Source organism: Pseudomonas sp. GNP014 (assembly GCF_054344005.1).
On the sequence record NZ_JBTGUS010000001.1, the window covers coordinates 3,368,152 to 3,391,254 of the forward strand.

Genomic DNA, 23,103 nt, shown 5'->3' on the forward strand with positions numbered 1-23,103 from the left:
ATTTTGCTGATACAAGGATCCTAGCGATGTCGTTACACCCTGAACTGGAAGCCTTTCTCGACCTGGCCCAAGACAGCCAGGACGCCGGCCTGCCGGCCATGCACCAGATGACTCCGAACGAGGCCCGCGCCACCTTCGAACAGACCACGGCGCAACTGCGCTGGGCTGCGCCTGAAGATCTGTCGGTGACGCCGATCGACACGGCGGCCCGAGACGGCGCGCCTTTGGCGTTACGACTGTATCGGCCGAACGGCGCCGGCACGTCGATGCCGGTGCTGGTGTATTTCCACGGTGGCGGGTTTGTCGTCGGCAGCCTCGATTCCCACGACGGTGTGTGCCGCGAGTTTTGCCAGCGCACGCCGTGTGCGGTGTTGTCGGTGGGTTATCGACTGGCCCCGGAGCATCGTTTTCCGACGGCGCTGGAGGATGGCGAAGATGCTTTGTCATGGCTGGCGGAAAATGCCGTCAGCTTTGGCCTTGATACCTCGCGCGTGGCGTTTGGTGGTGATAGTGCCGGTGCGACCCTGGCCACGGTGCTGGCGATTCAGGCGGTGGTGCAACCGCATACTGTGGCTATCGCGCCGAAGGCGCAGTTGTTGTGCTATCCGGTTACTGATGCTTCGCGTACGCACGATTCGCGGTTGTTGTTCAGCGAGGGGTATCTGTTGGAGAACGATACGCTTGACTGGTTTTATCAGCATTACGCTCGCAGTCCGCAAGACTATCTGGATTGGCGCTTTTCGCCGTTGTTGGCGGAGGATCTGCGCGGGGTGGCGCCGGCGATTGTGTTGTTGGCGGGTTTTGATCCGTTGCTTGATGAGGGGCAGGCTTATGCTGATAAGTTGCGGGGGCAGGGGGTGAGTGTCGAGGTTGAGCATTGTCCGGGGCTGACGCATGATTTGCTGCGGATGGCTTCGGTGATGCCTGATGTTTTGCGGGTGCATGAACGCCTCAGCCGGGCGTTGGCGTTGATGTTGGGGTGATTGGGTATTGGTTGGTTTTTGGGTGAATATCCGTTGCTGCGGTAATGGCTGATTAGGTTCCGCCCTTACGGCGGGTCACTTTTTCCAGACGCCGAAAAAGTAACCAAAAAGGCTTGCTCCTACGTGCGGCCCGCTCGCTGGGGCTCGGGGTTCCTTCGCTCCGGGATTGATCCGGGCGCAGCGCCTCCGGTTTGCTTCGCTGCACCTCCTCTCGCTGTGTTTGGCTGCGCCAAACGGTCGCTGCGCTCCCACGCCCGGATCAATCCCTCCACTCAGCCTTCCGATGTCGCTTTACAGATCAAAATCAAGAGCAGGCGAGCTGACACTCGGCCTATTGAGTGGTGAGGAGCGGGTGTTCGGCTTTGGTTTTGTGATGGGGCTGCCCCTCATCGGAACGCCGCCCGCCCAGCCCTCTCCCGAGGGAGAGGGAGCCGATCTGTGGGCTTTTCAAAGCCTGAGTTCACCGCGGTATCGCACGTCGGCGTAACTCTTCCAAACACCACCGCCAGTCCCCTCTCCCTCTGGGAGAGGGCTAGGGTGAGGGGCTATTGATCTGGCTTGTAATCTTGCTTTGGCTTTGGCTTCGGCTTTTGATCTTTTGCCCCTTCGGCAGGCCGAGCGGAGGTGTTCATCCGGGGGGTAGGCGCGCAGCGCCGTGCGGCGTAGCCGCATACATCGAGAGGAGGTGCAGCGAAGCAAACCGTAGGCGATGCCCCCGGATGGACACCGTAGCGAGGGAACACTGAGCCTCAGCGAAGTGCCGTACGCCGGGGCAAAGCCTTTTGGGTTACCTTTTCGGCGTTTGGAAAAGGTGACTCGCTGTAAGAGCGAAACCGCCAGCGGCACCACCCGCAGCAACGGATATGCCCCCAAAACCCAAAGAGCATGGTCGGCCCGAACGCCGCCAAGACCAACAGGCGAAAAAAAGCCCCGCCAAAGCGGGGCTCTCTCACATCACACCCAATCAGAAATCAGCCTTGACCGACATCACGAAGTTACGCGGATCACCATAGAAGTTACCGAACCCTTCGGTACCAATGGTCGAGTAGTAACGCTTGTCAAACAGGTTGTTCCCGTTCAACGCCACCGACCAGGTATCGTCAATGCGATAACCGATGCGACCGTTCCACACCGCATAACCAGCACCGTCAATGTTGTCACCGCCCAGAGGCGAAGTGCGGTAGTTGCCCGTCTGGGCATTAACCCCTGCACCGATCGTCACACGATCCAGCGGCCCGCTCAGGCTGTAGTCACCCCAGACGCGCAATAAGTGACGCGGCACGTAGGAGTTGTAGACCACGCCATCCTGCGTGGCGTCGGCATCTTCCAGCACCTTGGTCTGGGTATAGGTATAGCCAGCCAACAATTGCAGACGATCAATCACCTCACCGCTGACTTCAGCTTCGAAGCCCTGCGCGCGCACCTTGCCGGAGTTGATCGAGCACGAACTGTCTTCGCAGCGCAGGTCATCCTGAGCGGCATCTTTCTGGATGGTGCGGAACAGGTTGAAGGTGCTGTTCAGACGACCGTCGAACCACTCACCCTTGATCCCCAACTCGTAGCTCTGCCCGACCAATGGCTTGAGCGTGCTGCCATCAATGGTCTTGTACGCGCCTTGCGGGGTGAAGATGTCGGTGTAGCTGGCGTAGGCGGTCAGGTTTTCGTTGAGGTCGAACAGCACACCGGCGAACGGCGTGACTTGCCCGGTTTCGGTGGACTTGGTGTCGACCTGGGTGCCTTCGCCACGGAAGTACTGCACCGAGTCGGTGTCGGACTTGTACCAGCTGACACGGCTGCCCAGGACGAGGGTCAGCGGATCGGCCAGTTTCAGGCGGGCGATGGAGTAAGCGCCGTATTGCTTGATGTGCATGTCCACCGGGCCGCCACGGGAGGCGTTGGCCAGGTAATAGCTTTCGTCCGGTTGCGGGATGTGATGATTCGGGTCGAGCACGTTCTGCCGTTGGGGCAGGGCGGCGACGGCGTAGAAGTCATCCTTGTGCGACCGGCTCGCGTTGGCGCCGACGGTCAGTTCGTGTTGCTGGCCGAAGGCGTCGAATTTACCGTCCACATAGGCATCGAAGCCGTAGTCGCGTTGATCGTAGTCGTAGATGCTGCCCAGCATCAGTGTGTTCGAAGCGGTGGCACCGACCGGCACTGCGCCACTCGGGAAGGCGTATTCCATGTCTTGGGTGTTGCGCGAATAGACGCCCGCGACCTTCAGCGACCAGTCGTCGTTGAACTGGTGTTTCAGGTCGGCGAAGTAGGTGGCGCGCTTGCTGCGCTGGTTGTTCCACGCCGTGTTCAGGCAGGTGGAGCGCTTGAGGTGCAGGTCGGAGCCGTCGGCATAACGCGGCAGACCGCCCCAGCATGGCGTGGCGTCAACGTCTTCCCAGGCGAAACCCACGCCCAGCGTGGTGTCGGGGCTGAGGTCGAAGTCCAGGGCACCGTAGTAGATCTGGTCCTTGCGGCTGGCCACGTCGTAGAAGTACTGACGGGTCTGCTCGGTGACCACGGCACGGCCACGGATGGTGCCGGCGTCGTTCAGCGGGCCGCCGGTATCGACCTGGCCACGGTAGTTGTCCCAGGTGCCTGCCGACAGCGACAGTTGCGTGTGGGCAGTATCGCCGCCGCGCTTGCGCACGAAGTTGACGCCACCGGCGGTGCCGCCAGCGCCTTTCATCATGCCGGCGGCGCCGCGCAGCACTTCCACGCGGTCATAGATGGCCATGTCGCTGTTGAAGCTGTCGGCCTGTACGTAGCTGCTGCCGATGTCCAGTGGTACGCCGTCGTACTGGTATTGACCGGTCATGCGAAAGCCGCGCGAGTAGAAATACTTGCCGCCCATGGGCGAGTCGTACACGGTGATGCCCGGGGTCTTTTCCATCACCTGTTCGATGGTGTTGAGGTTCTGGTCATCAAGCATTTTGCGCGTCATGACCGTGACCGACTGCGGTGTGTCTTTCAGCGAGTGCACGCCTTTGCCAATGGTCACGCCACCGGTGGTGTAGGAGTTGCTGCCTTCGGTGGTGGCGCCCATGCGTTGCGCGTTGACGTTGGTCGGAGCCAGTTCCATCGTGTCGCCGGTAGCCGGGCCGAGCACCGTCACGGTGTTGCCGTCACGCTGATAGCGGATGCCGGTGCCCTTGAGCATCGCGTTCAGCGAATCATCGCCCTGATAGCGCCCGTTGAGCGCGCTGGAGCGCAGGCCTTGCAGGCTTTCCGGGCTGTAGACGATTTGCAGACTGGTCTGTTGACCAAGCGTCTGCAGCGCCTGCGCCAGTGGCTGGGCCGGAATGTTCAGGGTCCATTCCTGCGCCTGCACATATGGCGTGACAGCGACGGACAGGGCCAGACCCAGGCCGGTGCCGGCCAGGCGGGAACGTGTGGCGCCCTGCATCAGCAGGGCTCGAGTCAGAGGGCGAAGCATGAAACGGGATGCGGACATGAGGTTAAGACCTTGGCAGGTATAGTTGTTAATGGTTCTTATTCATCTCATTAAGACGAGGAAGCCGCGGCAAACCGGAAAACTATTTTTCCGGCCTGGCTGCGGCCCCGTGTTTCAAGCAGTCTGCAGTTCGCTTTTGACCTTGCCGGCCTCCATGCGCACCAGTTGGTCGGCGACGTCGAAGTAACGGTCATCGTGGGAAATCACGATGATGGTTTTGCCCAGACGCTTAAGGTCGGGCAGCAACTCGGTGTAGAAAATCCGCCGGAAGGTCGGGTCCTGATCCGCCGCCCATTCATCGAACACCAGCACCGGACGCTCTTCGAGCCAGGCGTTGACCAGCGCCAGACGCTTGCGCTGGCCGGTGGACAAATCGGTGGTGCTGAAGGCGCCGTCGCGCACGCTGACCTTGTGCGCAATCTCCAGACGTTCGAGGTAGCGGGTGGCGTCCTGCGGGACCTGGCGGTCGCCTTGAATCAGATCATCGAACAGGTAGTAGTCGGCAAAGATCGTCGTGAAGTTCTGCCGGTAATCATCGCGGTTGAGCGCGGTGATCGGCTGATCGTTGACGCGGATTTCGCCTTCGGTCGGGGCGTACAGGCCGAGCAGCAATTTGATCAGCGTGGTTTTGCCGCAACCGTTTTCGCCGACGATAAACACGATCTCGCCTTGTTCGATGCGCAGGTTGACTGGCCCCAGACGGAACGGCTCGCTGCCAGCCACCGGTGGGAAGGCGTAGCGCACATTGTTCAGTTCCAGACTGTTGACGGCCCCGGGCTTCTGGCCCTGGTCTTCCAGCAACAGGTGCGGTTCGGGCGAGGAGAATTGCTCGCTCAGCTCGGCGATCCGGCGGAAGGCGATCTGCGCGCGGCTGATGATCGGCAAGGTGCTGACCAGATGCTCCAGCGGCCCCTTCATGTACAGCAGCACCAGCACGAACCCGCTCATCACCGCTTTGTCGCCGCTGGGCCAGAAGGATTGCAGGGCCAGCGCCATGCCGATGACCACGAAGAACAACATGGAACCGAAGGATTTGGCGATGACGAACGTGTTGATGGATTTGATCTGGGTGTCGCAGATCTTCTCGGCAGTTTTCTGAATGCCGGCGACGAACATGCGCTGGCGACGCGGACGGTGAATGCGCAGTTCCTTGGCGCCTTCGGCAATCGCGTTGTAGTGCTTTTGCAGTTCATCTTCGCAGTCGCGTGCGGCGTAGAAACCGCGCATGCCCCTGGCCCGGGCAATCGCTTGAATCGTGGTGCCGATCGCAATCGCCACCAGCATCATCAGGAACATCGGCCACGACAGCATCGCCAGGTAACCGAGGCAGCCGAGGGTGACGGTCATGGAGATCGCCAGTGGCGCAAAGGCGAAGGCGAAGTCGCTGATGGTGTCGACGTCATGGGTCAGCACCGGGATCAGCCGGTGGCTGCGATAGCGCTCGATCTGGTCGATCGGCGCCGACAGGACCTTTTCCCCCAGCTCTTTGCGCAATTTGGCGATGATGTGCTGGCCGACGTAGTTGGTGCCGATGTCCGACAGAATCGTCGTCAGCAGCGCCAGGGCACAGAGCCCGGCGAAGATCATCACCACGGTACGGGTCAGGCCGTCATCGGAGTGCAGGGCATTGTTGATGGTGGCCAGCAGCACGGTGACGCTCAGGCCGCCGATCATGCCGAGCACGATGGACGCAGAGACGATCAGGCGGAAGGGCTTGAGCAGGGCGAACAATTCGTTGATCGCCCCACGCGTAGGCTTGGTCATGGAGGATTCCTGCTTCGGTGCGGAGGGAGTGCCGGTACTTAAGGAAAACGAATGGTCACGCAGTTTCTTTAAACGACCGCAGACGGGCTGCGGTCGTGGCGGGCAGGCTCAGAGGTCGCGCACGACCCGGAAGCCGAGCCAGTCGCCCTTGCTGGTCGGCCAACTGCTGTTGCGGTTGCCGGAGCGAGAAAACACTGGTGCTTCGCCCCAGTCGTTGCCGCGCATGACCTGGCGTTCGCAGTTTTCCTGCGTCCAGGGACGACCGTCGTTGGGCACCCCGGCGTAGTCCTTGTGATAACAGTCGGCAGTCCATTCGTAGACGTTGCCGTGGGCGTCGTAAACGCCGAAGGCGTTGGCCGGGTAGGTGCCGGCCGGCGAGGTGAAGTTGTAGCCGTCGGCAGCGCCATAGGTGTTGGCGTGTTTGGAAATCTGGTAGTTGTTGCCTTCATCGAACGGGAACGGGAAAGGCCCGGTGCTGCCGCCACGGGCGGCGTACTCGCGGATCGATTCGCTTTGCAGGCGATAGGCCTGGCCGGTTTTTTTCGACAGCCAGTCGATGTAGCCCTGGGCTTCGGCGACGTTCATGCACACCGCCGGGTCGCGCGCGGTCTGTTTGAATTGCGGTTTGCCGGCGGTGCAGCGGCGGCCGGGGCGGTCGTCGAAGTCGTACGGTTTGTTGCCGGTTTCGCGCACGTACGCGTCCCATTCGCCCACCAGCACCTGGAAGCGGCTGATGGCGAACGGTTTGCTGAAGGTCACTTCGTGGCGCGGACCCTCGTCCGGCTCGCGCCCGACTTCGTCCTCCGGGGTGCCCATGGTGAAGGTGCCGGTCGGCAGTACGACCATTTCCGGGCAGTCCTTGCAGTCCTTGAACACTTTGCCCGGCGCCGGCGGTGTCGCCGCTTGTGCGGCCGCGGGCAACAGACCGGCGCACAGCGCGGTCAGGGCCAGGGCGGGCAGGGCCTTGAAGGGGAATGAGGCGTGAGGCTTTTTCATGAGTCGTCTCTGTGAAAGGAAAACTGGAGTCGAGGGATCAGGCGCGCAGTCTTTTACCGAGAATGGCCATGAACCGGTCCACTTCGGTTTCGTCGTTGAGCAGGCCGGGCGCGGTGCGGATCACCGGGCCGACGTCGCGGCTGACGGCATCGCAGATCACCCGGTTGTTCATCAGGTAGGCGGCGACTTCATCGCTGTCCTGTCCCTTGACCCGGAAGAAGGTAAAACCGGCAGAGAATTGCGGATCGAGCGGGGTCACCAGCTCGATGTTGGCGTGTTCGCGCAGGCGCTGCTTCAGGTAGCTGTTGAGCTGATGGATGCGCGCCTGAACATCGGCCTTGCCCAATTGCAGGTGCAACTTGAAGGCTTCGTCCACCGCCCAGCGATGTTCGAAAGCGTGGTAACCGCCCGGGGTCATGGTGGTGCCAAACGTTGTGGCTTCGGAGAACGTCGGCACGCTGGGGCTGACGTACTTCACCTCTTCGCTGCGGCTGCACACGATGCCGGTGCCGCGTGGGCCGAACATCCATTTGTGGGTGCCGGCAATGAAAAAGTCGCAGTTCATCTGCGCGAAACTCAGGTCATCGACACCGAAGCCGTGCACGCCGTCGACCACGTAGATCAGCCGGTCCTTGTAGTCGCGTTGCCGGTTGTGTGCATCGACCAGTCGCGATATTTCGGCGATCGGCAACTTCACGCCACTGCCCGAGTGCACCCAGGTCATGCCCAGCACGCGGGTTTCGGGACGGATGTTGCGGTTGATCGTGTCGAGCACCTGATCCAGCGAAATGCTTTGCGGCGTTTCGAACAGTTTGAGTTTGCGCACCCGTGTGCCATCGCGGCGGCTGCGGAAAGCGAGAATGTTGCGGGTCGAATAGTGCTCGTGTTCGGTGGTGAGGATTTCCTGATCCGGGCGCACCTGCACGCTGCCGTAAATCATCGCCAGGCCTTCGGTGGTGCTGCCAGTGAGGGCGATCTGGCCGGGCTGGGCCTGCAGGTATTTGCCGGCCCAGACCCGCACGTTTGCTTCGCGCTTTTCGGTGACACCGAAGTCCCAGTCCATGGCCAGGCCGGGGTTCTGGTCCAGTGCTGCACGATGACGCTCGATGGCCTCGCGCACGGGCCTGGGATGGGAGGTGATCAGAAAATTGGCGAAGTGAATCGCCTGCGGGTCCTGATCAAACAACTGACGCAGCCGGGCCCATTTGTCACCCGCCGGCGCAGTGGACGCCATCGCCGGCGATGTCAGGCTTGCGCCCATTGGCAGGGCTGCTGCGATCACCCCTGCCTGTTTCAGAAAAGTACGGCGGTCAGTCATGGTCTGGCTGCGTCCTGACGGGAGGCCAGTGCCGGTTTGGCGGCGTTCTGTACTTGCTCCCAGACGCGCATGAAGTTGCCGCCCCACAGCTTGGCGATGTCCGCTTCGGAGTAGCCGCGCTGGATCAGCTCGGCGGTGACGTTGCGGATCTCACCGACGTTTTCCCAGCCCTTGATGCCGCCGCCATCGTTGAAGTCCGAGGCGATGCCGACATGGTCGATGCCGATTTTGCGCACGGTGTAGTCGATGGCGTCGCCGAGGTCCTTGAGGGTCGCTTTCGGCTCTTCTTCAAGAATCGCGTAAAGGCCGCTGGCGTACTGGCCGAGTTTCTGCTCGGACCAGGCGGTGATGATCGGGTCGCCCGGCATCAGGGCCATGGCCAGGTTGGGCAGTGGCGGCAAGTCGAAGCTTGCGCGCAGGGCGTTGAGTTTGTCCTGGGTACCCTGGGTCAGCGGTTTGAGGTATTGCGAGAACCCGACCACCTGGACCACGCCGCCGCTGTTCTTGATCAGTTGCAATTCCTTGTCGCTGAGGTTGCGCGGAATATCCACCGCGGCCCGTGGCGCCGAGTGCGAGGCCACGATCGGCGTGCGGCTCAGTTGCGCGACTTGCTCCAGCGCCTTGGTCGACATCTGCGAGACGTCGATGATCACGCCCAGATCATTCAGGCGCTGCACCGCTTGCTTGCCGATGTCGGAGAGGCCGTCGAGGGCGTCCGGCGAGTCATTGAAAAACGGCAGCGGTCGCGACGAGTCAGCCCAGCTGTTGTTGCCGATGTAGCTGAAGCCGAACATGCGCATGCCGCGCCCGGCCCACAGGTCGAGCTTGCTCAGGTCATTGCCCAGCGGGTAGGCGTTGAGCATGCTGATGAAAATCGCAAACTTGCCTTCGCCATGCAGGCGGCGGAAATCGTCGGGGGTGTAGGCGATACCGACCTGATTGGGAAAGTCGCGGACCATCCCGGAAATGATTTTGTAGCGCACTTCCTGCTGATTGCGTGCTTCCTCGACAAAGCCTTCGGTCGGGCGATGCGGGGCATTCGGGCCGTTCCACATCTCCGGCCAGCCGAACACGGTCAGCGCCGCGCCGGACAGGCGCCCGCGATTGGCCTTGATCAGGTCGAACTGCCCGGAACCGTCCTTGTCGGCTTCGTTGCCGTGGGCGCCAAAACTCAGCGGCACGGTGATGTGGCTGTCGAACGAGAGGAGCCGATCCTGCAATTCGGTCGCCTGCTTCATCACTTTCACCGGGTAGCCGGGGTTGTCCCGAAACCAATAATTCCAGGCCAGAAACCCTGCGCCGGCGCTGATCGCCAAGGCCAGCGGCAGGCCGATAAATAGAGCCTTTTTCGAACGCGTTTTTGTCATTGCCATCTCATTCAGGTTCGCCGTCGAGGTGCAGGCGCAGGGGCCTTCGCTATCTGGGAGGAACGAGTGGTCGGGCGGGTAATTTAGTGAGGCGCGAGAAAAGCGCTGCCGGCGCGTGGTGATCTTTTACCGAGGCCATAAATTTGTTCGGCGAGCAAACGTTCTAGCTTGGATAAAGCCTGCTTCATGGCTGACACAGGTAGGGCAATGACGATCTCTCGACGCTGGTTCATGGCGGGCATGGCACTCACGGGCGCCGCGCTGCCTGCCGCTTTTTATGCACATCGTGAGCTGACCCGTGAGGAATTTCCGGTCACCCCGGGAGAGGCCACGGTCGATCTGGCCGACACGGCCGGTCAACAACTGGCGGACAGCCTGCGCGGCGTCTGGGATATCCGCTTTACCGGGTCTGCTGCGGGGCTGGACGGCCTGCCCGACGAAGGGCTGGAATTGTTTCTCGACATTGCCCAGCGTGGCCGCGGCTTGCGTGGCTATCTCGATACCGGTGCCAACCTGCGCGCTGATGCACCGGCGCGTTATCAGGTGATCGGCGATCTGGCACCGGGCAATGGCGCCGAGATGTACTGGCGGTTGCTGCGCACCGATGCGCCGCAAGCACCACCGGTGTACGAGTTCAAAGTCAAACTGGACGAAGTCTGGGCGGCGTTCGGCAATGCTGGCAGCGGCACCTTCACCGGGCAGGTCTTGCATCTGGACCGGCCGTTGGGTTTGCCCGAACTCGACAATCATTTCATCGCGATCAAGCGACGTTTCCCCGAGGCCCGTGAACGTGCCGGATTGAACCCGACGCTATTGGCCTGGCTGGTGGCGCCGGAACATCGTTTGTTCCACCAGCTCTGGCACGCCACGCGGGACAAGTGGCACAAACTGTCGGAGAAAAAGCGCGAAGCCTTGCGTGGCATCGGCTGGCAGCCCGGCCCGCGTGACAAGGAGCGCGACGCCCGTGGGCCACGCAAGGATCGCAACGGCTCGGGCATCGACTTTTTCTTCATGCACCGGCACATGCTCGGCAAGGCCCGTTCGTTGCAGGATTTGCCGTCCTGGCCGGCGTTTCCCCTGCCGCAACCGGAACTGGAACGCGATCGCCAGGGTTTCGCCCGCTACTTCGACAACCATGACGGCAACGCCTTGCCGCCAACCTGGCTGACCGAAGGCGACGACGAATACACAAAATGGGTCCGCGACATCAAAGCCGCCGAGACCTATCACAGCAATTTCCAGGTCTGGGAGTCGCAGTATCGCGACCCGCGGTACTTGTCGAAACTCACCCTCGGCCAGTTCGGTTCGGAAGTCGAACTGGGCCTGCACGACTGGTTGCACATGCGCTGGGCGTCAGTGGCGCGTGATCCGTCCAATGACATTCCGGTGCCGATGGCACGCGATCAGGCCGATTTTGCCGCGCGCTGGTACGTCCCGGAAAACGACTTTCTCGGTGACCCGTTTTCCTCCCATGTGAACCCGGTGTTCTGGCGTTTTCACGGCTGGATCGACGATCGCATCGAGGACTGGTTCCGGGCCCACGAGCGCTTTCATCCGGGGGAAGTCAGTCGTCTCGAGGTCAACGGCGTACCGTGGTTTGCGCCCGGACGCTGGGTTGAGGTCGACGATCCCTGGCTGGGCCCGGACACCCACGGCTGCAGCACGGTGCCCGGTCTGCAAGTCGGACGCTCGGTGGAGATGGACCCGGAAACCATGAAGCTGGCGCTGCGCATCACCTTCGGCGACGAAGACCACATGGCCGACCTGTTTCGCAAAGTGCCGCAGCGGCCGTGGTATGCGCGGCATCTGAAAGTCAAAGGGCGGCAACTCTAAGCGCAAAAAAATCGCAGCCTGGTGCTGCGATTTTTTTTGCCTGGGGATGTTGGTTCGCCTGATCCGGCGCTTTCGCGAGCGGGCTCGCTCCCACAGGGGACTTTGTAAACGACGCAGAACCAATGTGGGAGCGAGCCCGCTCGCGAAGGCGTCGGACCAGTCGCTAATTTGCGCTCAGATCACTTGCCAGCCACCGCCCAACGCTTTGTACAAGGCAATGCTCGCTTGCAGTCGCGACAAGCGCAGTTGCACATTCATATCCTGCGCCGCATACAAGGTGCGCTGGGTTTGCAGCACCGTCAGCAAGTCTTCGGCGCCGGCCTGATAGCGGCTCTGGGCAATGTCAAACGCGGTTTGCGCCTGGCTCAGTTCTTCGCTTTGCCATTGCCGTTGTTCATCGAGGCCGCGAATGCTGCTGAGGGCTTTTTCCACGTCGGCGAAGCCATTGATGATCGCCCCGCGATAGCTCTCCAGCAGCTCGTCCTGACGGGCCTTGGCCTTGTCGCGTTCGGCGCTCAGGCGCCCGTTGTTGAAGATCGGCGCAGTCAGCCCGGATGACAGGTTATAGAACGTCGTGCGCAGCAGGTCTGCAGCCAGATCGGCGCCAGTGCCGAGACTGGCGGTGAGGGTGATTTTCGGCAGCATGGCGGCGCGGGCCACAGTGACGTCAGCCTGAGCGGCCGCCAGTTTGGCTTCGGCGCTGGCGATGTCCGGGCGCCGGCTCAGCAGATCGCTGGGTACGCCACTGGCGATGTTCGGCCACTGCAATTGTTCGAATGACTGTTGCGGTGCCGACAGCGCCTGCACCGGTTGGCCGAGCAGGGCGGCGAGGGTGATCAGCGCTTCGCGGGCCTGTTGCTGCACCAGCGGCAATTTGCGCTGTTGCTCGGCGACCAGGCTTTTCTGCTGGGCCAGTTCCAGCGCGGTGGCGCTGCCGGCATCAAACCGGGTTTGCACCAGGTGCAGGACGCTTTGCGCGTTGGCCAGATTGAGCGCGGCAATCCGCGCCTGTTCGCGCAACGCCAGGGCCTGGGTGTAACTGTTAGCGACGCCGCTTTGCAAGGTCAGCTCCACGGTGGCACGGTCGAATTCGCTGGCCTGTACGCCGAACACGGCACTGTCGCGCGCCGCGCGTTTACCGCCCCAGAAGTCGATTTCGTAACTGGCGCTCAACTCGGCGTCGTAGTAATCCAGAGAGCGATTGTCCGGTTTGACGTCGAGCTGGCTGTAGCCCTTGCCGTGCAACAGTTTCTGCCGGTTGGCATTCAGTCCGGCCTTGATTTCCGGGAGCAGCGGAGCGCCGGCAATCGTCGCGCTGGCCTGTGCCTGCCGGACCCGGGCAACGGCGGCGCCGAGGTCATGGCTGCCCAGGCGCGCCTGTTCGATCAGTCGATCGAGTTCGCGGCTGCCGAACTGCGTCCACCACTGGCGATTGCTCTGCACCGCGTCGGGATGGTCAGGCGATTGCCAGGCGGGCGGTGGCTGCACGCCGCTGTCGGGGCGCGGCGCAGGGCTGTTGCAGGCCGCCAGCATCAGGCTGGCGGCAAGGAGTGTCAGTGGCGCTTTCATAGAACGATCATTCACTGGTAAGGGCCGTGACCGGGTCGAGCCGGGCAGCCTTGCGGGCAGGCATGAAGCCGAAGAGGACGCCGGTGATCAGCGCGCAGGTGAAGGCCCCGAGCACCGCCAGCCATTGAAACGCGATCGCCACGCCACTGAACACGAGCACGCCACCGACCAGCATCGCCAGGCTGATGCCGGCAATGCCGCCGACCACCGAGAGCATCACCGCTTCGGTGAGGAACTGGCGCAGGATGTCGCGCTGGCGGGCGCCGGTGGCCATGCGAATGCCGATTTCGCGGGTCCGTTCGCGCACGGTCATGAGCATGATGTTCATCACGCCGATACCGCCCACCAGCAAGGAGATGGCGGCAATCGCGCCGAGCATCAGCGACAGCGTGCCCTGGGTGCGCGCCTCGGCCTGGATCATCGCGGCGTTGTTGGTCAGTTCGAAGTCCTTTTTGCCGTGGTGCCGACGCAGCATCGCCTGTTCGATGGCCTGTTCGGCGTCCTTGACCTTGCGTGCGTCCTTGGCGGCGATCACCACGTATTCCGGATTGCGGCTGCCGAACAGGCGCATGCTGGCGGCGGAATAGGGCACGGCGATGCGGTTGTCGCTGTCGGAGTCGCCGGAGCTTGAGCCTTTTTCAGCCAGAACCCCGAGCACCTGAAACGGTACGTTTTCGATCAGGATGTACTGGCCGATCGGGTCGGCGACATCCTTGAGCAATTTGTCACGCACCTTGGTGCCGATCACCGCCACGGCGGCGGCGCTGTCTTCGTCGGCCTGGGTGAAGTAACTGCCCTGAACCACCGGCCAGTTGAATATGCTTGGGAAGTTGGTGTCATTGCCGCCGACGTAGCTGCTGTGGTCGGCATTGCCGAAACGCACGCCGGCGGTCGAGCCGTTGACCGGCATGATGCGTTCGACCTGGGGCAGGGCAGCCAGCTCGGCGACGTCGTCGAGGGTGATGATGCCCGGCGGCGTGCGCGGGTTGGGAGCGGCGCCGCTGAGGTAAATGATGTTGGATCCGAAGGCGCCCATCTGCGCCATCACCTGACGCTTGCTGCCTTCGCCCACGGCCAGCATCACCACCACCGAGGCCACGCCGATGACGATGCCGAGCAGGGTCAGCGCGGTGCGAAAACGATTGATCCACATGACCCGCCACGCGGCTTGCACGGCGTCCACCAGTTCACCTTTCCAGGCGCTGGTCTGGCTGCTGCCGGTGCTCAGGCGCTGGCGCAGATCGACCGCTTGCAGGGCACCGGGGTTGGCACGGCGGACGGCGGCTGACGGATGTTTGGCGGTATCGCTGATGATCAAGCCATCGCGGATTTCGATGATGCGTTGGGCCCGTTGCGCCACTTCGCGGTCGTGGGTGATCAGAATCACCACGTGACCCTGGCCGGCGAGCTCGTCGAGCAGGGCCATGACTTCGGCGCCGCTGTGGCTGTCGAGGGCGCCGGTGGGTTCATCGGCGAGAATGATGTGGCCGCCGTTCATCAGCGCCCGGGCAATCGACACCCGTTGTTGCTGACCACCGGAAAGCTGATGCGGACGGTTGCCAGTGCGCGTGCCCAGACCGAGACGTTCCAGTAACGCATGGGCTCGCGCATGGCGTTCCGCCGCCGGGGTGCCGGCGTAGATGGCCGGCATCTCGACGTTTTCCTGAGCGGAACCGGACGGAATCAGGTGATAGCCCTGGAACACGAAACCGAACGCCTCGCGGCGCAGCCAGGCCAGTTCGTCGCTGTCCAGTTGCGCGACGTCCTCACCGGCGAAGCGATATTCGCCGCTGGTGGGGCGATCGAGGCAGCCGAGGATGTTCATCAGCGTCGATTTGCCGGAGCCGGACGCGCCGACAATGGCGACAAACTCGCCGGCATGAATCGACAGGTCGATGCCGCGCAACACCTGCACCTGCGGACTGTCGTCGCCGCCGTAGGATTTGCGGATCTGCCGCAGGTCAATCAGGGGCGTGTGCATTCAGCCTCCGCTGCCGGTGGCTGGCGTGCTGAGGATGTGATCGCCCTCGGCCAGGCCTTCGAGCACTTGTGTGCGCAGGCGGTCGCTGATGCCGGTGCGCACGTCGCGGGACTGGATGTCGCCGTTGGTGGCGACGATCTGTACGCGTTGCCACTGCGCACGCGTGCCCGGTTGCAGGGCGGCGCTCGGCACAGTCAGGGTGTTCTGTGCCTGCTGGGCGACGAAGAACACTTGCGCGGTCATGTCGGTCATCAGGCTGTTGTCGGCGTTGTCGACGTCGAGCAGCACGGTATAGAGCACCACGCGTTCGCTGCCACTGCGCCCGCTGGTGGGGCTGCCGCCCTGGTTCTGCTCGAGCGGGCGCGGCGGCACCGGCAGAATCTGCCGTACGGTGCTGCTCCAGCGTCGGCTGCCACCGCTGAGGGTGGTGAAGTAGGCGGTCATGCCGGGTTTGACGTGGCCGATGTCCGCTTCGGAAACCTCGGCCCACACGGTCATGGGCGAGAGCCGGGCGATGCGCAGGATCAGCGGGGTTTGCTGTTGCGCATTGAGCGTCTGGCCTTCCCGGGCACCTACCGCGACCACGGTGCCGCTCATTGGCGCAAAAATGCGTGTGTAGCCGAGCTCCGCTTCGTCGCTGCGCAGGCTCGCCTGGGCCTGACCGATCTGTGCCTGGAACATGTCGATGCGCGCCTGGGTCGCGCGCACTTCGGCGCGGGCGGTCTGCACATCTTCTTCACGGGTGGCGCCGCCGGCGGCGAGTTGCTGCTGGCGCTGGTATTTCTGCCGCGCGAGGTCGTGCTGCGCACGCTGTTCCTGCAGTTGCGCCTTGAGGTTTTCAATGGAGAAGCGCCCGGCGTCGAGTTTGGCTTTTTGCGTGGACGGGTCGATCTCCACCAGCAACTGGCCTTCCTTGACCGTATCGCCTGCCTCGACATGGATCTTCTGGATTTGCCCGGACGCCTGCGCACCGACATCGACATAACGACGCGGCTGCAAAGTGCCGAGTGCGGTCACGCTGTTTTCGATGTTGCTGCGGGTCACCTGCACGGTGGCGAGAGCGTCTCGTCCGGGCGGCAGCACCTGCCATGCGGCAACGGCAATCACGGGAATCAGACAAAGGGCGGCGAACAGGGCGCGTCGGGCGGGGCGGGGACGTTTCATGCAGGGTTCCGGCCAGTGAATTCGGCCCGTCATTCAGCGCAGGCAGCGCGGTGCGCGGAGGCTGAATGCTGTCGCAAGGCGCGACAGATACGGGGAGCTGTCCTGTAAACGATGCATGCACGAGGGAATTTAAGCCCGCATACATCAAGTAACCGCTAGCTGCAGCGGACTATTTGGCCAGGATGTGGAAACAGCGCTTTAAATCTATATGAGAATTACTATAAATTACGCACCTCAAGTTGCCACCCTCTTGCTACTGCGGATCGCCCGCGGCTGGAACCGTGTGCTCAAGGACAGGAATTGCATTGATACGGTCGGGAGTCATGTTGGAAAACTACTATCGCGAGCTGGTGTGTTTCCTGAACGCCAGGCTGGGCAACCGTCAGGTTGCCGAAGATGTGGTGCATGACGCTTATGTGCGGGTGCTGGAGCGCTCCAGTGATACACCGATCGAGCAACCCCGGGCGTTTCTCTATCGCACGGCGCTGAACCTGGTCATCGACGACCATCGGCGCAATGCTCTGCGTCAGGTCGAATCGCTCGACGTACTCGACAGCGAAGAACGCTATTTCACCCCGTCGCCCCACGGCACCCTCGATCACGGCCAGCGCCTGGAAATGCTTCAGCGCGCATTGGCAGAATTGCCGCCGCTGTGCCGCGACAGCTTTTTGCTGCGCAAGATCGAAGGCCTGTCCCATCCGGAAATCGCCGCGACCCTCGGCATTTCCAAGGCACTGGTGGAGAAACATATCGTCAACGCCATGAAGCACTGCCGGTTGCGCATCAAGCAATGGGACGCCCATTGAGCCGTCCTCGTTAAATTTCTTTTCATCGTCCTCGTTCCTACTCAACAGACGACCTGCTGACCTGTTTCAGGCCGGTCAGGCCACCCAGGCTTTATCCCCGTGTTGAGGGGTTCATCCAGAGGACACTGGAAATGACACAGGCAATTGCATCGCCCATCGTTCACGACCTGATCGGCGTCGGTTTCGGCCCTTCGAACCTGGCGCTGGCCATCGCTCTGCAAGAGCGCGGCCCGACCCAGGGCGAACTGGATGTGCTGTTTCTCGACAAGCAGGCCAACTACAGCTGGCACGGCAATACCCTGTCGACCCAGAGCGAACTGCAGATTTCCTTCCTCAAGGATCTGGTGACCCTGCGCAATCCGACCAGCCCGTACTCCTTCGTCAACTACCTCAAGCAACACGGGCGTCTGGTGGACTTCATCAACCTCGGCACCTTTTATCCGTGCCGCATGGAATACAACGATTACCTGCGCTGGGTGGCCGGGCAGTTCACCGAGCAAAGCCGGTACGGCGAAGAGGTGCTGACCATCGAACCGGTTTTGCACAACCATCAGGTTGAAGCGCTGCGGGTGATTTCCCGCGACAGCCAGGGCCTGCAACATGTGCGCACCACCCGCTCGGTGGTGGTCAGCGCCGGCGGCACGCCGCGGATTCCGGAGGCGTTCAAGGCACTCAAGGGTGACAGCCGCGTGTTCCATCACTCGCAGTACCTGGCGCAAATGGCCAACCAGCCGTGCGTGAACAATCAGCCGATGAGCATCGCCATCATCGGCGGCGGGCAGAGCGCGGCGGAAGCCTTTATCGACCTGAACGATTCGTTCCCGTCGGTGCAGGTCGATATGATCCTGCGCGGCTCGGCGCTCAAACCGGCGGACGACAGCCCGTTTGTCAACGAAGTGTTCTCGCCGGAATTCACCGACCTGGTGTTCCAGCAGAGCAGCGCCGAGCGCGAGCGTCTGGTCAACGAGTACCACAACACCAACTATTCGGTGGTGGACATTGATCTGATCGAGCGCATCTACGGCATCTTCTATCGCCAGAAGGTCTCCGGGATCGCCCGTCATGCGTTCCGCACCCTGACCACCGTCGAGAGCGCCACCGCCAGCGAAAACGGTATCGAACTGGCGGTGCGCAACAACGCCACCGGCGAAGTCACTGTGCGGATCTACGATGCCGTGGTGTTGGCCACCGGTTACGAACGGCAGATGCACCGCAAACTGCTGGCACCGCTGGAAGAATACCTGGGTGACTTCGAGGTCGATCGCAACTACAAACTGATCACCGACGAGCGCTGCAAGGCCGGTCTGTACATGCAGGGCTTCTGCCAGGCCAGCCATGGTCTGAGCGACACATTGCTGTCGGTGTTGCCGATTCGCGCCGACGAGATCGCCGGCTCGTTGTATGAGCATGGCAAGCACCGAGGGCATCGGTCGATGGCGGATCTGTTGTTGGCGGCTGCCAGCTGACTCAGTATTTCCTGATACACCGCCATCGCTGGCAAGCCAGCTCCCACAGGATCTGTGTTGGACACAAAATTTGTGTTCACTGGAGATCCCTGTGGGAGCTGGCTTGCCAGCGATGGGGCCCTTATGGCTAAGAAAAATCTGATTTCTGAACCCTTCCTGAACATCTCCAACATTTCCCGACACACTTCCTTACACGGGTTTACTCTCCAATCATCGGGGCGTAAGCTTCGCGCGTTTTCATCAATAGCGGAGACCCACAGTGGGTACTTGTTCGAGTGACAGTTGTCGGCCGGTCTCGGTAACCGGCAGATTCTCGGCAAGATAACGCGCAGCCTTTCTCTGCCGTTGTCTCGCCGTAAAGCGAGCAGCGGCATCCCGATCATGGTCTGTTGAGACCATGTCCCGACGTCCTTCTCATCGACACTGAAAAAGTGTGCTTTCGACCTGCACGGTCGTCATCGCAACTTTATCGACACGCCTGTCTTTTCTGACCGGCGCGCCAAGCCTTGCCGTGCCGGTTTTTCCGGCGCACGAGGCGCGGTCGTACCTGCTTGACGGTTTCCCGGCTGACCATAGGGGCAACAGCCATGAAACTTACGCTCAAGGAATTTTTCGCAGGCTTCCTGCGCACACGCCACATCGCCCGGCACTTCCGTCGCCTGGCGCTGCTGGAATCAATCAAAGACACCACGGTCAGCCGTGAAGTGCCGCCCACCCTGGCCAACACGCTGGTCGATGCAGCCCATCGCGACAGCGGCGAACTGCTGACGTCGCTGGGTACCCACACCGATGGCCTGACCGATTTTGAAGTCGACGCACTGCGCGCGCAGTACGGTCTCAACGAGGTCGAACACGAGCAGCCGCTGCCGTGGTGGACGCACCTTTGGCACTGCTACAAAAACCCGTTCAACCTGCTGCTGACCCTGTTGGCGGTGATTTCCTGGCTGACCGAAGACCTCAAGGCCGCCACCGTGATTTTCTCGATGGTGGTGTTGTCGACGCTGCTGCGCTTCTGGCAGGAAAGCAAATCCAACCAGGCCGCCGATGCGCTCAAAGCGATGGTCAGCAACACCGCCACGGTGATGCGCCGTGACGCGCCGCGCAGCGAATTGCCGATCAAGCAACTGGTGCCGGGCGATCTGATCGTACTGTCGGCCGGCGACATGATTCCCGCCGACTGCCGGGTGCTGAGCGCCAAGGACTTGTTCGTCAGCCAGGCGGCGATGACCGGCGAGTCTATGCCGGTGGAGAAATTCCCGCGTCAGGCCGACCGCGACACGCGCAATCCGCTGGAGCTGGAAAACATCCTGTTCATGGGCACTAACGTGGTGTCCGGCACGGCGGTGGCGGTGATTCTCACCACCGGCAACAGCACCTATTTCGGGGCGCTGGCACAACGGGTCGGGGCGACTGACCGGGCCGTGACGTCGTTCCAGACGGGCGTCAACAAAGTCAGCTGGCTGCTGATCCGCTTCATGTTCGTCATGGCGCCGCTGGTGTTGTTCATCAACGGTTTCACCAAGGGCGACTGGACCGAAGCGCTGCTGTTCGCATTGTCGATCGCTGTGGGTCTGACCCCGGAAATGCTGCCGATGATCGTCACCTCGACGCTGGCCAAAGGTGCGGTGTTCCTGTCGCGCAAGAAAGTCATCGTCAAGCGTCTGGACGCGATCCAGAACTTCGGTGCGATGGACGTGCTGTGCACCGACAAGACCGGCACCCTGACCCAGGACAAGATCTTTCTGGCACGCAATGTCGATGTCTGGGGTGATGACTCCGACGACGTGCTGGAAATGGCCTACCTCAACAGCTACTACCAGACCGGGCTGAAAAACCTGCTCGACGTGGCAGTGCTGGAACACGTGGAAGTCCACCGTGAATTGAAAGTCGGCACAGCGTTTCGCAAGGTCGACGAGATCCCGTTCGACTTCAATCGTCGGCGCATGTCGGTGGTGGTCGAAGGGCGTGGCGAACCGCATCTGCTGATCTGCAAAGGCGCGGTGGAGGAAGTGCTGGCGGTGTGCAGCCGTGTGCAGCACGGTGACGTCGAGGAAGCCTTGAGCGATGAATTGCTGACCCGGATTCGTCAGGTCACCGCAGCATTCAACGCTGAAGGCTTGCGCGTGGTGGCGGTCGCTGCCCGGTCGCTGCCCGAGGGGCGCGACACTTATAGCCTGGCCGATGAACAGCAACTGACGCTGATCGGATACGTGGCATTCCTCGATCCACCGAAGGAAAGCACCGCGCCGGCACTCAAGGCCTTGGCCGAGCATGGTGTGGCGGTGAAAGTGCTGACCGGCGACAACGAGCTGGTCACCGCGAAGATCTGCCGCGAAGTCGGTCTGGCGCAGCAGGGCTTGCTGATGGGCAATGACATCGAGCGCATGAGCGATGCCCAACTGGCCGTGGCAGTGGAGAACACCAACGTCTTCGCCAAGCTGACGCCGACGCACAAGGAGCGCATCGTGCGCATCCTCAAAGGTAACGGCCATGTGGTCGGTTTCATGGGCGACGGGATCAACGACGCGCCAGCGCTGCGCACCGCTGACATCGGTATTTCCGTGGACAGCGCGGTGGACATCGCCAAGGAAGCCGCCGACATCATCCTCCTGGAGAAGAGCCTGATGGTGCTGGAGGAGGGCGTGCTTGAAGGACGCCGCACCTTCGCCAACATGCTCAAGTACATCAAGATGACTGCCAGTTCGAACTTCGGCAACGTGTTCTCGGTGCTGGTGGCCAGTGCGTTCATTCCGTTCCTGCCGATGCTGCCGATGCATCTGCTGGTGCAGAACCTGCTCTACGACATTTCGCAGATTGCGATTCCGTTCGACAACGTCGATGAGGACATGCTGAAAAAACCGCAGCGCTGGCAGCCGGGGGATGTCGGTCGGTTCATGCTGTTCTTCGGGCCGATCAGTTCGATCTTTGACATCACCACGTTCGCCTTGATGTGGTACGTATTCGATGCCAACACCCCGGACCACCAGACCCTGTTCCAGTCCGGCTGGTTCGTGGTGGGGTTGCTGACCCAGACGCTGATCGTGCACATGATCCGTACGCCGAAGATTCCGTTCCTGCAAAGCCGTGCAGCCATGCCGCTGCTGGTGATGACCGGGATCATCATGGCGGTCGGCATCTTCCTGCCGATGGGGCCGCTGGCGCACTACTTCAAACTGCAGGCGCTGCCGTCGATGTACTTCGTGTTCCTGCCGATGATCCTGCTGGCGTATATGGCGCTGACCCAGGCGGTGAAAGGCTTCTACATCCGTCGGTTCGGCTGGCAATAACCGCAGAACAACGCTGTTCCCCTGTAGGAGTGAGCCTGCGCGCGATAGCGGTGTGTCAGTCAACATTGCAGTGACTGACACACCGCTATCGCGAGCAGGCTCACTCCTGCAAAGGTTATGTGTTTCAAGGACAAGACTATGCAAGCCATCAACAACCTCAACCTCGATTCGCTGCTCGACACCCTCGTCAGCCTCAGCGCCGCCTTCATCCTCGGTGGCCTGATCGGTTTCGAACGCCAGTACCGGCAACGCACCGCCGGCCTGCGCACCAATGTGCTGGTGGCGGTCGGTGCGGCGATTTTCGTCGACATGGCCAATCGTCTCGCCGGCGCCGAAGGCGCGGTGCGCGTGGTTGCCTACGTGGTCTCCGGCATCGGCTTTCTCGGTGCCGGGGTGATCATGCGCGAAGAGGGCAACGTGCGCGGTCTCAATACCGCCGCCACCCTGTGGACATCCGCTGCCGTCGGCGCCTGCGCCGGTGCCGACCTGCTCGCCGAAGCGGTGCTCGGCACCCTGTTCATCCTCGCCGCCAACACCTTGTTGCGGCCGATCGTCAACAACATCAACCGTCAGCCACTGGACGTGGTCTCGGCGGAAGTCACCAACATCGTCTACGTCATCGCCCGGCGGTCACAGCAGAAAGCCGTATTCGCCTTGCTCGAGGCGGAACTGGAGCGCAGCAACTATCCCGCCAGCGATGTCGATGTGCATGCCTTCGGTGCCGATGAAATAGAAATTGAAGCGACGCTGGCGACCACCTCGGTCGATGGTGATGAGCTGGATGCGCTGGTGGCGCGGATTTCGACCTCGGCGCTGGTGGTGCAAGCGTTCTGGAGTCCGAGTACCACCGAGTAACATTTCTCGGTTGCTGGGAATTGTCCTACACGGCGACAGGAAAGAACTTACATTTTCGACCTTGGGGCTCGATCACTATTGGTTCCGGAGCAGAGATGCCCGGCGTCCTGATTACTCGGTACGGTATTACGGCTGTGCAATTGATACCTGGAAAGTTCGGCAAGGAATGGCCGGAAATAATGGGGGGATCATCAGTTGCAAACGCCGTGATGAGGTTTGTTTGTCATTGCAAATAAACCTGTTGCCGTTCACGAGTGATTTGGGAAGCC

General features: G+C 61.7%; 14 protein-coding genes. 6 read left to right on the plus strand and 8 right to left on the minus strand.

What is annotated here, in order from left to right; translation table 11 throughout:
• Nucleotides 1–26 precede the first annotated feature (26 nt).
• Nucleotides 27–983, plus strand: a complete 957-nt coding sequence (locus tag ACXX9E_RS15085) for an alpha/beta hydrolase (RefSeq protein WP_458555627.1) — start codon at nucleotides 27–29, stop codon at nucleotides 981–983.
• A gap of 964 nt (nucleotides 984–1,947) precedes the next feature.
• Here ACXX9E_RS15085 and ACXX9E_RS15090 read toward each other — a convergent pair.
• The 5 genes from ACXX9E_RS15090 to pvdM form a co-directional block, all read right to left on the minus strand.
• Nucleotides 1,948–4,428: a TonB-dependent siderophore receptor gene (locus ACXX9E_RS15090; RefSeq protein WP_458555628.1), complete on the minus strand. Its 2,481-nt coding sequence runs from the start codon at nucleotides 4,426–4,428 to the stop codon at nucleotides 1,948–1,950.
• 114 nt (nucleotides 4,429–4,542) lie between these two features.
• Nucleotides 4,543–6,192, minus strand: a complete 1,650-nt coding sequence (locus ACXX9E_RS15095; RefSeq protein WP_123463510.1) for a cyclic peptide export ABC transporter — start codon at nucleotides 6,190–6,192, stop codon at nucleotides 4,543–4,545.
• 108 nt (nucleotides 6,193–6,300) lie between these two features.
• Nucleotides 6,301–7,188, minus strand: coding sequence for a dihydropyoverdine dehydrogenase (gene pvdO / locus ACXX9E_RS15100; RefSeq protein ID WP_447807916.1), 888 nt, complete (start codon nucleotides 7,186–7,188; stop codon nucleotides 6,301–6,303).
• A gap of 37 nt (nucleotides 7,189–7,225) precedes the next feature.
• Nucleotides 7,226–8,506 carry a pyoverdine-tailoring periplasmic protein PvdN gene (gene pvdN, locus ACXX9E_RS15105; protein ID WP_458555629.1) on the minus strand — a complete coding sequence of 427 codons (1,281 nt, stop codon included), beginning with the start codon at nucleotides 8,504–8,506 and terminating at the stop codon, nucleotides 7,226–7,228.
• The gene (pvdM, locus tag ACXX9E_RS15110) at nucleotides 8,503–9,873 is read right to left on the minus strand and encodes a pyoverdine-tailoring dipeptidase-like protein PvdM (RefSeq protein WP_458555630.1); all 1,371 of its coding nucleotides are present in this window, start codon (nucleotides 9,871–9,873) and stop codon (nucleotides 8,503–8,505) included. Before pvdM ends, pvdN begins: the two co-directional genes overlap by 4 nt.
• 207 nt (nucleotides 9,874–10,080) lie before the next feature.
• Here pvdM and pvdP point away from each other — a divergent pair, with 207 nt between their 5' ends.
• Nucleotides 10,081–11,706 carry a pyoverdine maturation tyrosinase PvdP gene (pvdP, locus tag ACXX9E_RS15115; protein WP_458555631.1) on the plus strand — a complete coding sequence of 542 codons (1,626 nt, stop codon included), beginning with the start codon at nucleotides 10,081–10,083 and terminating at the stop codon, nucleotides 11,704–11,706.
• A 174-nt stretch (nucleotides 11,707–11,880) separates the two neighbouring features.
• On the opposite strand, the gene ACXX9E_RS15120 is transcribed toward pvdP, so the two are convergent.
• From ACXX9E_RS15120 to ACXX9E_RS15130, 3 genes are read right to left on the minus strand one after another with little or no spacing between them, the layout of a single operon-like run.
• Nucleotides 11,881–13,275, minus strand: a complete 1,395-nt coding sequence (locus ACXX9E_RS15120) for an efflux transporter outer membrane subunit (RefSeq protein ID WP_457237744.1) — start codon at nucleotides 13,273–13,275, stop codon at nucleotides 11,881–11,883.
• Between the two features lie 7 nt (nucleotides 13,276–13,282).
• Nucleotides 13,283–15,256, minus strand: coding sequence for a MacB family efflux pump subunit (locus ACXX9E_RS15125; protein ID WP_458555632.1), 1,974 nt, complete (start codon nucleotides 15,254–15,256; stop codon nucleotides 13,283–13,285).
• Entirely contained in the window at nucleotides 15,257–16,420 is a 1,164-nt protein-coding gene (locus ACXX9E_RS15130; RefSeq protein WP_458555633.1) for an efflux RND transporter periplasmic adaptor subunit, read from the minus strand. It abuts the gene before it with no gap.
• A 323-nt stretch (nucleotides 16,421–16,743) separates the two neighbouring features.
• Here ACXX9E_RS15130 and ACXX9E_RS15135 point away from each other — a divergent pair, with 323 nt between their 5' ends.
• From ACXX9E_RS15135 to ACXX9E_RS15150, 4 genes are all read left to right on the plus strand, one after another.
• Nucleotides 16,744–17,226 carry a sigma-70 family RNA polymerase sigma factor gene (locus tag ACXX9E_RS15135; protein ID WP_123463494.1) on the plus strand — a complete coding sequence of 161 codons (483 nt, stop codon included), beginning with the start codon at nucleotides 16,744–16,746 and terminating at the stop codon, nucleotides 17,224–17,226.
• Nucleotides 17,227–17,357: 131 nt separating this feature from the next.
• A complete protein-coding gene (locus tag ACXX9E_RS15140; protein WP_457237746.1) occupies nucleotides 17,358–18,692 on the plus strand; it encodes a lysine N(6)-hydroxylase/L-ornithine N(5)-oxygenase family protein in 1,335 nt (444 codons plus the stop codon).
• Between the two features lie 587 nt (nucleotides 18,693–19,279).
• A complete protein-coding gene (gene mgtA, locus ACXX9E_RS15145; protein ID WP_458555634.1) occupies nucleotides 19,280–21,979 on the plus strand; it encodes a magnesium-translocating P-type ATPase in 2,700 nt (899 codons plus the stop codon).
• Nucleotides 21,980–22,117: 138 nt separating this feature from the next.
• Complete coding sequence (locus ACXX9E_RS15150) at nucleotides 22,118–22,834, plus strand: MgtC/SapB family protein (protein WP_008084043.1); 717 nt, start codon at nucleotides 22,118–22,120, stop codon at nucleotides 22,832–22,834.
• The last annotated feature ends 269 nt before the right edge of the window (nucleotides 22,835–23,103 follow it).